Genomic DNA, 13,223 nt, shown 5'->3' with positions numbered 1-13,223 from the left:
TTGGGATACCGAATATCCCACGCAAAAAACTCGCAACCTGTTTGGTAAAATGTAAAGAAAGGGAATGTGTGGAGCGGTGCATTTTGACAAAGGGGTTGCACCTATTCAAACCGCAAAAATGCGTTTCCGACCGTAGCGAGGAATTGCATTTTTGCCCGCCGATTTTGGCGTTTAAGCGACCTTAATCGGGTGGGTGCGGTAGTCTTTCAGATTGTGAAAAAATCCCTTATACGGTGTCATTCCGTAGCGAAACAAGTCCCATAATAAGGAGCAACCCATTTGGGTCAATGATGAATTGATAAACAAATCTTGGTGTTGCAACGCTTCGGCAAGTGAGCAACTTGGCGTGTTGTCTTCCTGCTCGGATTGCTTCAGCAATTCGCCAAATTCATCGGTAACAAAGGGCAGGTTTCCAACCGCTTCGTATTTCTCCGAATTGGGTTGCTGTATCTCTCCGATAGTAGATAGTATCACTTGCCCTGTGTGTCGGCTGTTGCCAAAATCCAACCAATATTTAGGGTGGTTTTGGTAGTGTCTGCGGTAGCTGACTTCTTTCAGAATTTCCGCAACGCCAAACCTTGCCTGTACGTTATCCACACAAGTAATAGTAATGATTGCCCTTGCTTCTTCGGGTATTCTTCCCAAATTGTCCTTTTCAAATTTAACCGTTTCGGCTTTCCAATTTGTACCGACACAACGATTGATACGGTTTATCAATGCAACGGATTTGTACAATCCTGTTTCACATTCAAAAAAACGCTGTCTGCCTAAATTGGCACTCGTGATAATATCATCATCCCAGAGGCGGACTTGTAATCCTGCGTGTCCTAATGCTATCAAGCTCTCGTTTATTTCCATTAAAGCGGTCAATACTTTTGAGCCTGTGCCACCTGCTCCGATAAGGTTTACCGAAATCGGGTTTGTCGGATTGAGCAGATAGTTATCTGTAAAATGGATTGCTGTTTTTGTAGTATTCATCACAATAGATTTTTAAGGGTTTTGTTGTTCTTCTTTAATACTTCTTTCGGAAAGGGTTTATCTGTATTGATAAGGTCTTTCCAAAGGTTTACAATATTTTTCTTCGTCAAATTTTCGCATAATGAATGGCTGAAATAGGAATTGAAAAAATAATGTTCCCACGCCTGTATAAATTCCTCAACCGAAGCCGAATTTTTGATGTCGATACTAACAGTACCCATACATACATTGCCTTTTTCGTAGATATTGAAAAAAGGGGCATAATGCAAAGGCGTTTTCTCGGTAGGTCTTCGGTTGGTGGCAAGGGCAAAAACTGCAAGGCTGTTTTTGTTTGCTATCCAAAGCATTGGCGGTACTTGTGCCTTTCCGTTGGGTATGCCCAAACTACCCACAAAATACAACTGCCTTTGCTGTGCTTTGGTGTACCATATTACCGCACCTTTTTCGCTCGGATTGATATGCAGAATGTTGGTCGGCAAAATTCCCTTTGGTTTTAAAAATGCTCTGCTTCTTTCTTCATCGGTCTGTAAAGCCTTTGCCAATATTTCGGCTTCCTTAACGGTCAATGGGTGTGCATTTACGGGCGTTCCGTTGCTGTCCATATCAAAATGCTCCACGTACATATCGGTTTCCGTTCCTTTGGTTTCATAGAAAACCAAAGCGGATTTTGGATAGTACAATGTTCCAAATTTTTCGGTTATATCATTCATTTTTCTGTCGTTTTATAGTTTTCCAATAACATATACAAGTCGTCCAATAAGTCAAACATTCGGTTTTCAAAATCAAGGCTTTTGCCCGAAGTGTCGTTTCCTTTAAAGGGTATGGAAATGCTCGGTTCTTCCAATATTCCGCACTCGTTAAATTCGCCATTGATATTCTCTACAATGCTGTTATAAAGCAACCCTTTGGTATCGGCAACAAATGAAATGTACTTTTCCATTCCGATTGCTTCATTTTCGCAATCATCATTATAGGGGTCTTCTTCGGAAAATGGTGCATTTCGGAAAATGGTTGCTTTCGGGTATTCCGTGTAAATAGCAAACGCATTACAAGCCACCTGCCAACATTCCCTGTCGAATGTATCACGGCTTTTAAATCGGCTCAAACGCTGTTCAAATAATGTTAGATTGATACGGTTGTATAGCTTTTGTTCTATCCTGTCGCCAATTACCTCTGCCTGTCGCAACTCACTTTTATAGGTTTCGGTTTCGTCCGTTTCGTCATACTCAATCCAATCTTTATGCGTTTCATACAGCCAATACAGATAACTGTCTTCCTGTCGGTAATAGGGTATTCGGGCAATATGATACAGATAACTGCAAACCGATATGAGTAACTGTGCGTTCTTTTTACGTTTCGGGTCTTTGAGCATTTGAAAGAGTGGCACAATAGGAATATGAAACAAAGTCGTACCTACGTTATATCTTTCCTCGCTTTGCAAAATGGTTTTCTTACTGTCCTGTAACAAACGTAAACTATCCCAATTCCTGTGGGTACGTTTTAGTTTTGTGTCTATATCCCACATACCTAATGCAATATTGTAAGGGAAATTATATGCCTGTGTCGTCATCGGCTCAATGCTGTAATGCTCGGCAAGTTTGGAAAGGGACTTGTAAAAATCCCTTTCCGTTTTCTGACAAGCCTGTACGGATTGTGCCGTTTTCAGTTTAGGCAGAAACGTACACTTTAGAATACCATTGGTAGCATTGCTATTGGTACGGATTTCTGCTTGTCTTTCTGCACTTGGTTTGCGTCCTTTGGTCTTTGTAGCCAATTTGCGAATTCGCCCAACTGTCGGTGCAATTGCCGTTGCCTGTTCTGTTCGGGTATGCTGATTATTCCCGATATGATATGTTTGTGCATAATTCATCGTTTTACAATTTTTGGTTTAACCTTTCGTACCCATTACGCTCTCAAATCTGTACTCTACTGCATCGTCTTTTATCTGCGGTGCAGATGCTTTTGCAGTCGTCAGAATGGGGTACATATTGGCGTAATAATTCATTACCGCTTCCACGCTCCAACGTGGCTCTGGGTCGGTCAGTCTGATGTCCTGTCCTTTATCTTTGAGTACAAAAACTCTCTCTAAATGCGTTGCTAATAACATAATGCTCGTTTTTAATGGTTAATACTCGTTTTCTTCTTCGTCCGCTGTGTCTGTCGGGCAATCGGCAGTAGCTTCTGCCACCTGTGGCGGTTCGGTTGCTGTTTCTTCCGTTGCTCCGAAAAGGCTCGGTGTTGCAAACTTGTCTGATAATGATGTTTTGCGTTTGCGTAGTTCGTCCGCTTTTTCGGGGTACTCCGCTATGTCGGGTACTTTTATCCACGCTTCACGGAACTTACCCTCTTTCTCCAACTCGTCCACCTTATCCATAGCCTGTTTAAACTTCTTGTCTTTGGCTTCCTGTTCCTTTTTCTCTTTTTCGGCTTTTGCTTTCTCGATTGCCGATTGTGCTTTGGCTTCGTCCAATTGCTTTTGGAACTTTTCCATATCTACCATTAAGCCCGATACCTTTTGTACAGGTGTGGTTATTTGCTCAAAAAATCCCTCGTCAAACTCCTGTGCGGTGGCGTTAAATGTCAATGGGGGAATGAGGTTTTTGGCACTATCTCCGCATTGTTCGTTATGGAGCAATACCGATACAATTAGATTGCTTTCTGCTCCTTTGGTTATCGTCAGTTGTAAATTGCCTGTAAAATCCAACTGCTGTACTTGTTTGAAAAAATTTGTGTTCATCGCTCTAAAATTTTAATTGTTGTTACTTGTTTTTTGATTGCTTTTAGTTTTTCGTACATATCCGTCCAATAGGCGTTTTGCCTTTTGTCGAACTCGGAAAAACTTTTGTCCTCGTGCCTGTATTCCTTGTTTTCTTTCGTTATTTGGATAGCTTCATCAAGGTCTGTTATCTCAATGGGGCAACCGTTTAAATCTGTTACGTGCATTTTCATTGTACTCGCTTTTAAATGTTATTTGCTTATTTCCGCTATTTGTTCAATCCTGCCATAAATGAAACTCCGTAGGCTCGTTTTATCGGGGGCATTGTATTCCTGCCAACTGTCGTACTGCTTCACTACATAGGCTTTTAAAATATCCTCAAAACCAAAGCGATAACCCATAAGGGGTACGGCTTTTCTGAAAAACGCATTGCGGTTTACTGCTTCCGCAATCCAATTTTTTTCGGCTCGGCTCAATTTCTCGCCTTTGTTCAGTTTTTCCCTTAACTGATAGACCTTTGAAGATTTCAGCGTTTCCAGTTCGGGTACTTCGTGGCGGACAAACTTTGTGGCTATTGCTTTCGTTTTCATTATACTCGCTTAAAGGTTATGAATGTGATTTTTCGGCAGTATAAACTCCGTTTACATAGTAGCCGATTAGTTGTTCCCAAAGCCTTATTAGGCTGTTAGTATCTACATAGTATAGTTCTGTTCGGTTACAGTAGATGATGTATAAAGCCACGTCTTTGTACTCTTTATTATGGCTGTATGCTTTTGCCAACTGCTTCGCTTCGGTCTTTGATGTTGTCTTCATTTCTCACTAATTTGTGTCGTTATCAATCTTTACTATTTCCGTAATGGCACATTCGGGGCAATCCTCTACGGTTGTTATCTGCTGTATTGCTCCCTGCTTACCATTTAGTGATACCACTTTGAGGTTTACTGTTCCGTTGTTGTGCTTTATGGTTGCTATAAATGTTTCTACTTTCATTATTGTTGTTTTATAGTAGGCTACCACCGATTAAGGCGGTAGCCTGTGGTTATTTAATTAAGTGTTAGGATTTCCGCACCGTCTAATGCAAAGGCAGTACATAGGTCAAATGCTTTCTGTGATTTGGCTTGTGCCGTTCCGCCTAATACAATACTCTGCAACTTGGCTTCGTCATCCCTGTAATTCCGTACATTCTGATAGTAGCCTGTAACCGCATTGTATGCTCCGAACAATGTGCCTTTTGTCGTGTCCATTTGCTGTGTGTCGCTCATCATTGCATAGCCAAAAGCGTCATCAACGACATTTTTAAACACGGTTGAAACTTCATCTTCCGCACCTTTTTTAATCAAATCAAGGGTTTCCTTATTCGGGCAAAGTGCCAATTGGATTAGCTTTCTTACCTCTCGGTCTGTTACCTTTACCTTTGTCCACTCGTTGAAAATGCCCTCTAATTGGTTGCTCAATGTGTTCGCCAATCCCATAATCTTGTGAGCGTTCTCGATACGCCCTTTTGCTCCCGAAGTATGTTTGATACGGACTACATTGGTCATACTACGTAACGAAGCGTTAAGGGTATTTTGACAAACGATACGGATAGGAGTAAATGCGGCTGTTATACTTCCACTGCCATCGTGTGAAGTGGTTAGGAAGATGTACTTTTCCGTAACGTCATCGCCATTGCCTACACGGATATAGTCGGGTAATTTTGCAGTAATAAAAATGCGTTCTCCTTTACCCAATGCTCCTGCGGTTTCGTAGAGAATACCCTCGCCACCACCTACGATAGCATCAAAGAAATTAAAGGCTTCACGGTTTTGCACAATGTGGTAATCCTTACCGACTACGCCTAATACTGCATTGTTATCGGTGCGAATGTTAGCAAAATAGTTAGGTACTTCCAATTCGCTACTGCCTATCTCTATGCCCTGTGCGGTTTCGATAATGCCCGAACCTTTGGTAAATAGTGGGGATTTTACGACTTCGTAATCTAACCCAGCGTGTTTAATAGCTTCCTCGCTTGTCGGGTATTGTTCGACAACCTGTCCTAATCCGTGCCACGCTTTTTGCTGTACTGTAAAGAAACTGTACTTTCCTGTTCTCTCGTTGAAATTGATGTTGTGTGCCATAATGCTTAAAATTTTGATGTTAAAAAATGAATGAATGTTCTTGATTAAAATGGGAGGTCGTCCTCCGTTCCCTGTGCTGTAAATTCGTTGTTGTTTGCTTGTTCAGTAGCCTGTACGGTTTCGGCTCTCCTGCTACCTCCGTGCAGTTTGATGTTTGAGGTATGGAAGTTTAACCCTGCCTTTGGCTCTCCGTCTTTGCCTACCCACGCCCTTGTGCTTACCCTACCTGTGAGTTCCACCAAAGTGCCTTTGGTCAGTAGCGTTGCCACCTTTGCAGAAATCCAATAGGCACAGTCGAAGTAGGTCGTTTGCTCTACTCGTTCGCCCTGCTTGTTGCGATAGTTGTCGTTCGTAGCGATTGAGAAATTCACTACCTGTTTGCTGTTCGACAAGGTGCGTACTTCCGCATTTCTTGTCAGTCGTCCGATGATGTTCATAATCGTTCTGTTTTAAAAATTTGACATTTTGTTACGTTCGCTTTTCTCGTTCCCTGCTTCCTGTTGTGGTCTGCTCCGCTTCGCTTCGCATAAATTTTTCCAAAAGAAAAACCGGAAAAAAGAAAGCAGATAATCCAAGCGGGCAAGGCGAAAAACCAAAAGGAAACGGAATAAGTCCCGAAGGGTGGCAAGGCAACACACTACAACCCGGCGAAGCCATCATTTTGCCTTGTCATTATGCCGTAGTCTTTTGGTTGGGGAGGTGCGTGGCTGCCCGCTATACCTTAGCTGCCTTTTTACCGGTTGATTGTGGAAAATTCTATTCTAATAATATTTTTGTTGGGGATAATATTCAGGCTGTGATAGCCTGTTAAAAGTGATTTGGAAAATGGAAATGAGGTTAGTGCAGGGGGATTACATTTTTCAATTTACTGTTTCAGAAGTAGTCAAAAGCTCTTTTACTGCGGTGGGATTGCTTTGGGGAAAGTAAATGTGCTTTGGCTACAAAAAGTATGGACATAAAAAAAGCAGAACCGTTAAGTTCTGCTCAATTATGAATATAAAAGCTAATTAGATAGCCGTTAAAAATGCTTCTTCCATTGCCTTGAATTTTGGGGTTACCAAATCCATATCCTTACTGATTTTTTGGCTTGTGATTTTAGCATAAATCTGTGTAGTGGAAATGTTTTTATGCCCCATCATTTTACTAAGGCTTTCAAGCGGTACGCCCTCGGTCAAGAACATTGTTCCGAAAGTATGCCTTGCCGTATGGAAAGTTACTTTTTGCTCCGTAATAATTTCTGCTTTTTCAATCAGTTTAGTAACGTGGTTATTGCAGGTTACATTTGTAGGAACCGGAAAGATAAATTCATTACGTGTAGTGCCAATATACTTTTCTATGATACGTTTAGGGATTTCCATTAAACGAACATTGGAAGAAATATCAGATTTCTGTCTTCGGCTGATAATCCATTGATGACCATCGAAAAAAGACTGGATATTGTTCCTCGTCAGTTTTTTAATATCCGCATAAGCAAGTCCTGTAAAACAGCTAAAAATGAAAATATCCTTTACAAGCTCGTATCTTTTATGCGGTGGTTTGCACATCATCAGCTTTTCTACGTCTTCTTTCAGTATATAACCTCTGTCGGTTTCTTCCATACTGATTTCGTAATCCTCAAAAGGATTTTCACGTATCATACCTTTCTTGACCGCCAGCTTAACTAAACTTATGACAGGCATTGTGTAAATCCAAACCGTATTATGAGCACACCCTTTATCAATGCGGAGGTAAAAATCAAATTCACGGATAAAATCGGTAGTCAATTCCCGAAACGCCATATCGTCCCTATGGTAGCGTTCCTTGATAAACTCTGTAAGATGATTGTAAACGGTGATATATTTGTTGTAAGTGCCTTGTGTACGTTTGCCTTTTGCTACCATATTTTCAAACTCTTCATTTTGGACTTTGAAAAGTTTCAATATGGCATCATCCATTACTCCAACACCCAAAAAAGAAAGTTTCACTTTTTGTGCGGTTGCAAAACCCTCGTGCTTCAGCATATCTTCATAAATCGTGTCGATACGCCCACGTATATTGTCTAATTTTTGGTTGATGCTTAAAGCTGTTGCACTTTTACCCTCAACTCTTCCGTACTTTAAATCCCAATTATTGGGGTTAATTTCTAACTTTGTACCCAAAGTTTTAGCTGTTCCGTCAATGGTAATACGTGCCATAACCGGGGCGTTACCATTCTTTTTCAGTTCGTTCTTTTTCAAATAGAAAAGTAGTTTGAACGTGGACTTTTTTGTCTGCTCCATAACTCAAATGTTTAATGTTTAAAATTAAATTACATTGAGTTACAAGGGAATATAAAAAAGAGTGCAAAACACTGAAATATAACTGGTTAAGCTGTGGTGTTACCTTTATCAATCGGTAACGAATTAGTAACCTAACCTTGTCATTTTAAGCCTAAAACTTATCAGACACCGAGTTCCAAACTAAGACTACTATTTTATAAAGCGTTGTATAGTAACGGGTTTAACCGTTTTGCTTATCTTTGCTTTTTAATAATCTTTTTATTCTAAAATAATTATCACTTCAAAAAAAGCACACAAAACTTTAAAATCCAAACAAAATCCATAATAAATATTTGTCAACCTGACTCCAGTCATAAAATACACCGCCCATTCCCCTTACTTTTGGTGAAGGAAATAATATTCCCCATCAATACATTACGTTTTAACATTAGCCTCTCAATTGAGAGGCTTTTTATTCTATCTTATGACCCCGCTCATAAAGAGATCTTCCGGGTTTTTATAACTTAGTATAAAATCATCTACAATGAAACCAAAGCAGATTAACAGGGTTCCCCAGCAGCAATCAGGCGGATTTCATGACACAGAAAGCCAGAAGGAGTTTGAGCCTGCTCTTCTTCCTCTTAAATTTGATGTGTTAAAACAAAGATTTTTCTCTGTCAGCAAATGGCAAAGCTATTGCGGTGAGGGGTTTGCATCTTTCAAACTCTATGATTCCCAGGGAAACGAGACAGAAAGAACTCCTCAAAAAGGAGATTTCATGAGAATTGACATTCCGGGGCCAGGAGATCCAGAAGCAAAAGGGTATGACTGGGTAGAAGTCACCGATATCTGTTTCCAGGAAGATAACTTCTCTGAAAGTATTCTCATGACCTGTACCCCTTCCCGAAACCCGCAAGATAAAAAAAACAGACATATTGCCCATTTTTACAGTTCCAGAGCAACCTCTTCCTTTATGATTGCCAGAACACCCACTCATTTGAAAGCAGCAGTTTACGGAAGGAACGAGAGTCCCAATTTTAAGGCCGGATTTATTGATATCATCAGGAATCTTATGGTTGCTGTCGGGGGAATAATGGGGTTATCAAAAATACAGTGGAAAAAGCTTTCAGACGGTTTTCTGGATTTCGAATAGGGTTAGGCTTATTATTTTTTTAAGTCAGTTAAAGCTGCTTTCATCCGTATTTAATTCAAACAGACAATTTTCACTTATTCCAAAAAATGATATTTAACATATTTCCGATATTATAAGTGTTATTTAATGCATAACTAATATTAAAATGATAAATTTAAGTCAATTAAAATTTTAAACCGTACTATTCATCGGTCCGGATAAGGTAATCCGGGATTTTAATTCATTCTTTGCGAAAGAATTTTTATCAAAATAAAATGACACATAAACCGTTACACAATTTCCATATTCCGGTAATGGGACTGGCTTATACCATAGACAGCCCGATCCGTGTTGCCCAGTATGGAATTTCTTCCGTTATTTCCATCATTGACGATGAAATCCTGGAAAAAATGAAAAACTTCTACAACAGGAAATTTAATCTTGATTATCTGGGGATTTCAACAAAAGCCGAGGATTACAGAGCGAAAAGAATTACAGCCTACCTGGATATGGTAGATGATATCGTAAATGAAAAATTTGAATCTTTCAAACAGGAAATCATCAAAAACAAAGAGACATTAAAGAATTTCATGGCCATTCTGCCCAATACTTCAGACCTGAAAAACGGATTGCAAAATCTGATGAATCAGAAAGAGAATTTAGGTTCCGGCATCAAAAATTTTATTGAAGCTAATCTGAAGCCGGGAAGTATCGATGTCAATATCATGACGAAAGTGGATAAGGACAACTACAAAAAAGATGAGCAGCTTCCTGTTATATTTAATGATGCGCATGCCTCATTACGCGGATTTGCACAGAGCAAGCTGTCTTCTTCAATGGTCCTTTCTGCGGGAATGAATCCACGCTTATACAGCTATATTGAAGAATTTGACGACTTTTTTCCTGACTGTAATGGAATTCTGAAAAAGAAAATCATTCTTAAGGTCAGTGATTTCCGTTCAGCTATGATACAAGGGAATTTTCTAGCTAAAAAAGGGCTGTGGATATCAGAATACAGGATTGAGTCCGGACTGAACTGCGGAGGGCATGCATTTGCTACGGAAGGAATGTTGCTGGGACCTATCATGGAAGAATTTAAGCTGAAAAAAAATGATCTTATTCAATCTGCCCATGCTTTAATGGTCACTGCCCTGGAACAGAAAGGAAAACATGTGATTTCTGAGTCTCTTGAAATGAAAATTACCGTTCAGGGAGGCGTAGGCACTTCTGAGGAACATGAGTTTTTACTCGAAAATTATCAGGTGGACAGTGTTGGATGGGGATCACCATTCCTTTTGGTTCCTGAAGCCACTTCTGTAGACACCGAAACCAGAAACCTGCTTTTGAAATCTAAAGAACAGGATTTTTATCTGAGTAATATTTCCCCTCTGGGAGTTCCTTTTAATACAGTAAAAGGCACCTCTAATGAAATCCTGAAATACCAGAAAGAAGCCGCCGGAAAATACGGAAGCTCATGCCCTAAAAAATTACTGGCCCTGAGCAAGGAATTTTCACCGCAAGGAACATGTACAGCCTCTAAAAAGTATCAGGACATTAAGTTAAAAGAGCTTGAGGCTGATCATGAACTTACCCCTGAAGAATTTAACAAAAGAAAAACTGAAATTACAGATAAAGCCTGTCTGTGTGTAGGATTGGTCAATGCAGCTTACATAGAGCAGAACCTGGAGATAAAAGGTGAAAAACAAGGCGTAGTGATATGTCCGGGGCCTAATCTTGCTTTTTTTGATAAAGAAGTTTCACTTTCAGAAATGGTAAGGCATATCTACGGAAATACCAATATTCTTCCTGATAATCACCGTCCGAATATGTTCATCAACGAGCTGAAAATGTATGTTGATTACCTTAAAAAAGAAATCAGTGATTCTTCGGTACAGATTACCAACGCCCAAGTCAAAAAATGGAATACTTTCAAAAAGAATATTCTTGAGGGAATAGATTATTATAAAAACCTGTTTCCAACGTCTAATTTCTTTAAAAGCGGGTTAAAAACTATAGAACTGCAGCTGCAGGAATATAAACTGATGCTTACAGCTATTGAGATTCCTCAGGTTGAAAAGTAACAGTATTTTTTTAGATTGATAGATAAACAGCTTCCACATAATGGAGGCTGTTTTTTTGCAGACAGATCACAGGTGGGTAAGATTACATTTACCTGCTTTTATGCTTTCAATTCTGGAGCTGTTCCAAAAAATATTAATAAATAAATTTATCTTCCTTACATTTGTTTCAAACTGTAATCACAAAAAATGGATGTTCAGAAGAATGAATTTTCAAAACTGGAATCAATAAAATCAAATACAGCAACTTTTATAGCAATGGCTTTTGGGGCGGCTGTTCTTGTGATTGCAGTTTTTGGAATAGTCTATTTAGAACTGATTATTATTGAATCCGGAAAAATATCTGTTGAAGTTAAGATTCTTTCCGCGGCACTGGGCATAATTCTTTTATCTTTTCTGGTATATTTCATATTAAAGGATACCATGGCGATCAGAAAAAATAAAATCATCAAAGTAATTGTTGATCAAAATGGGCTGCACCATTTTAAAGATGAAAAAAATGTTGAATCACTAACTTTTAAGTCTTTATATCCAAATCCCGATCCGCAAAAGTATGATGTATTTGTATCGGATGGTGAAGATGTAGCACTTGATATTTGTGTATGTTATTTTGATAATTCCAGAAACAAGATAGTTTATAAAACCATTATATTAAATACTCCATTTTCAATACGCAATGGAAAGGAATTAAAAAGACATTTTATAAAGGGTATTCTACAATTCCGGCCCGATTTGAAAGTTTCACCAGGGGTTTTAGATCTGTTACATTTAAAGGATTCTTAAAACAAAAATTCTCCGGTTCTGAAAAGTTATTAAACCATACTGACACAGGCGATTTTAGCCTTGTCCATTTATAATAACTATAAACGGTATGCTTATTTTGAATCTGGAATCCTCCATGATATTCCCTACCTTAGATACTTCTTAAAATTTAATTACAATTCATTTTTATGGAAAAAAGAAAGATAAAAAACACTGATCTGTCAGTAGCTCCTGTGAATTTTGGAGGAAATGTTTTCGGATGGACGCTTGACGAAAAACAGTCTTTTGATATATTGGACCAATTTACGGAAGCAGGATTCGATTTTATAGATACTGCGGATGTTTATTCATGGTGGGTTAACGGAATAGGCGGTCAATCTGAAGAAATTATCGGGAAATGGATGAAAACTCGCTCCAACCGTCAGAATATTGTGCTGGCCACCAAAGTAGGAGCTCAAACCAAAGAGCATGGTCTGGATACCAGCAAAAAACACATTCTGAAATCTGTAGATGAATCTTTACAAAGACTTCAGACTGATTATATTGATCTCTATTATACTCATTATGATGACAATACGACACCGGTAGAGGAAACTCTTTCTGCATATGACGAGATCATTAAAGCGGGAAAAGTGAAATATATTGCTGCTTCCAATCTATCTCCTGAACGCCTCAGGGAATCATTCGAAGCCTCGGAAAAATATAATCTTCCCAAATATGTCGCTTTGCAGCCTCATTATAATTTGATGGAAAGAGAAGGGTTCGAAAAAAATTATTCACCGCTTGTACAAGAATTTGACCTTAGTGTATTTCCATACTGGTCATTAGCTGCAGGTTTTCTTACCGGAAAATACCGGACTGAGGAGGATTTAAGCAAAAGCCAAAGAGGTGATGGGGTAAGAAAGTATCTCAACCCAAAAGGACTTCAGGTGCTGCAAGCTCTGGACCAGGTCAGCGAAAAGCATCAGACCACACAGGGAACAGCTGCTTTGGCCTGGCTTCTGGCTAATCCTCTGATCACGGCACCGATTGTAAGTGCAACGAGCGCCTCTCAGCTTGATACTTTATTCAAAGCTCCGAAACTGGTCCTGGATCAGGAAGATATTGAACTGCTTAATGAAGCAAGTAAATAATTTCTTACCTCATACATATAATAAAAATATCCATTCGGTTTTACTGAATGGATATTTTTTTAAGTTATCT

The 13,223-nt window shown here is 39.2% G+C and carries 17 protein-coding genes; 5 read left to right on the top strand and 12 right to left on the bottom strand.

The window, feature by feature from the left end; genetic code table 11:
- Positions 1 to 171 precede the first annotated feature (171 nt).
- From BUB03_RS10940 to BUB03_RS10895, 11 genes are read right to left on the bottom strand one after another with little or no spacing between them, the layout of a single operon-like run.
- On the bottom strand, positions 172 to 978 hold the full coding sequence (locus tag BUB03_RS10940; protein ID WP_073062942.1) for a PRTRC system ThiF family protein: 807 nt from the start codon (positions 976 to 978) through the stop codon (positions 172 to 174).
- Positions 978 to 1,688 (bottom strand): PRTRC system protein B, encoded by a 711-nt coding sequence (locus tag BUB03_RS10935; RefSeq protein ID WP_073062940.1) that lies wholly within the window; start codon positions 1,686 to 1,688, stop codon positions 978 to 980. The genes BUB03_RS10940 and BUB03_RS10935 overlap by 1 nt, the downstream gene beginning before the upstream one ends.
- Complete coding sequence (locus tag BUB03_RS10930; protein WP_073062937.1) at positions 1,685 to 2,848, bottom strand: hypothetical protein; 1,164 nt, start codon at positions 2,846 to 2,848, stop codon at positions 1,685 to 1,687. The genes BUB03_RS10935 and BUB03_RS10930 overlap by 4 nt, the downstream gene beginning before the upstream one ends.
- Before the next feature lie 18 nt (positions 2,849 to 2,866).
- Positions 2,867 to 3,085 (bottom strand): PRTRC system protein C, encoded by a 219-nt coding sequence (locus BUB03_RS10925; protein ID WP_073062935.1) that lies wholly within the window; start codon positions 3,083 to 3,085, stop codon positions 2,867 to 2,869.
- Positions 3,086 to 3,103: 18 nt separating this feature from the next.
- Complete coding sequence (locus BUB03_RS10920; RefSeq protein WP_073062932.1) at positions 3,104 to 3,715, bottom strand: PRTRC system protein E; 612 nt, start codon at positions 3,713 to 3,715, stop codon at positions 3,104 to 3,106.
- Positions 3,712 to 3,927 (bottom strand): hypothetical protein, encoded by a 216-nt coding sequence (locus BUB03_RS10915; RefSeq protein WP_228417841.1) that lies wholly within the window; start codon positions 3,925 to 3,927, stop codon positions 3,712 to 3,714. Before BUB03_RS10915 ends, BUB03_RS10920 begins: the two co-directional genes overlap by 4 nt.
- 18 nt (positions 3,928 to 3,945) lie before the next feature.
- The gene (locus BUB03_RS10910; RefSeq protein WP_073062929.1) at positions 3,946 to 4,284 is read right to left on the bottom strand and encodes a molybdenum ABC transporter ATP-binding protein; all 339 of its coding nucleotides are present in this window, start codon (positions 4,282 to 4,284) and stop codon (positions 3,946 to 3,948) included.
- Between the two features lie 16 nt (positions 4,285 to 4,300).
- Positions 4,301 to 4,507: a DNA-binding protein gene (locus BUB03_RS10905; protein WP_073062926.1), complete on the bottom strand. Its 207-nt coding sequence runs from the start codon at positions 4,505 to 4,507 to the stop codon at positions 4,301 to 4,303.
- Between the two features lie 6 nt (positions 4,508 to 4,513).
- Positions 4,514 to 4,684: a hypothetical protein gene (locus BUB03_RS21885; RefSeq protein ID WP_167357242.1), complete on the bottom strand. Its 171-nt coding sequence runs from the start codon at positions 4,682 to 4,684 to the stop codon at positions 4,514 to 4,516.
- Between the two features lie 53 nt (positions 4,685 to 4,737).
- Positions 4,738 to 5,811: a DUF932 domain-containing protein gene (locus tag BUB03_RS10900; protein ID WP_073062922.1), complete on the bottom strand. Its 1,074-nt coding sequence runs from the start codon at positions 5,809 to 5,811 to the stop codon at positions 4,738 to 4,740.
- A 44-nt stretch (positions 5,812 to 5,855) separates the two neighbouring features.
- Positions 5,856 to 6,248 carry a single-stranded DNA-binding protein gene (locus tag BUB03_RS10895; RefSeq protein ID WP_073062920.1) on the bottom strand — a complete coding sequence of 131 codons (393 nt, stop codon included), beginning with the start codon at positions 6,246 to 6,248 and terminating at the stop codon, positions 5,856 to 5,858.
- Positions 6,249 to 6,268: 20 nt separating this feature from the next.
- Between BUB03_RS10895 and BUB03_RS10890 the strand changes: the two genes are divergently transcribed.
- Positions 6,269 to 6,622 (top strand): hypothetical protein, encoded by a 354-nt coding sequence (locus BUB03_RS10890; RefSeq protein ID WP_139258820.1) that lies wholly within the window; start codon positions 6,269 to 6,271, stop codon positions 6,620 to 6,622.
- A 196-nt stretch (positions 6,623 to 6,818) separates the two neighbouring features.
- Here the strand turns inward: BUB03_RS10890 and BUB03_RS10885 are convergent, their stop codons facing one another.
- Positions 6,819 to 8,069 carry a site-specific integrase gene (locus BUB03_RS10885; RefSeq protein ID WP_073062915.1) on the bottom strand — a complete coding sequence of 417 codons (1,251 nt, stop codon included), beginning with the start codon at positions 8,067 to 8,069 and terminating at the stop codon, positions 6,819 to 6,821.
- A 523-nt stretch (positions 8,070 to 8,592) separates the two neighbouring features.
- Here BUB03_RS10885 and BUB03_RS10880 point away from each other — a divergent pair.
- The 4 genes from BUB03_RS10880 (at position 8,593) to BUB03_RS10865 (ending at position 13,153) form a co-directional block, all read left to right on the top strand.
- A complete protein-coding gene (locus BUB03_RS10880; RefSeq protein WP_073062914.1) occupies positions 8,593 to 9,201 on the top strand; it encodes a hypothetical protein in 609 nt (202 codons plus the stop codon).
- 254 nt (positions 9,202 to 9,455) lie between these two features.
- The gene (locus BUB03_RS10875; RefSeq protein WP_073062913.1) at positions 9,456 to 11,261 is read left to right on the top strand and encodes a hypothetical protein; all 1,806 of its coding nucleotides are present in this window, start codon (positions 9,456 to 9,458) and stop codon (positions 11,259 to 11,261) included.
- Positions 11,262 to 11,447: 186 nt separating this feature from the next.
- Entirely contained in the window at positions 11,448 to 12,041 is a 594-nt protein-coding gene (locus BUB03_RS10870; RefSeq protein ID WP_073062912.1) for a hypothetical protein, read from the top strand.
- 167 nt (positions 12,042 to 12,208) lie between these two features.
- Positions 12,209 to 13,153: an aldo/keto reductase gene (locus BUB03_RS10865; protein ID WP_073062911.1), complete on the top strand. Its 945-nt coding sequence runs from the start codon at positions 12,209 to 12,211 to the stop codon at positions 13,151 to 13,153.
- Positions 13,154 to 13,223: the final 70 nt, after the last annotated feature.

This window comes from Chryseobacterium oranimense (assembly GCF_900129755.1).
Lineage (GTDB): Bacteria > Bacteroidota > Bacteroidia > Flavobacteriales > Weeksellaceae > Chryseobacterium > Chryseobacterium oranimense.
The sequence above is the reverse complement of the archived record's forward strand: the minus strand, read 5'-3'. Positions and strand labels throughout refer to the sequence as shown.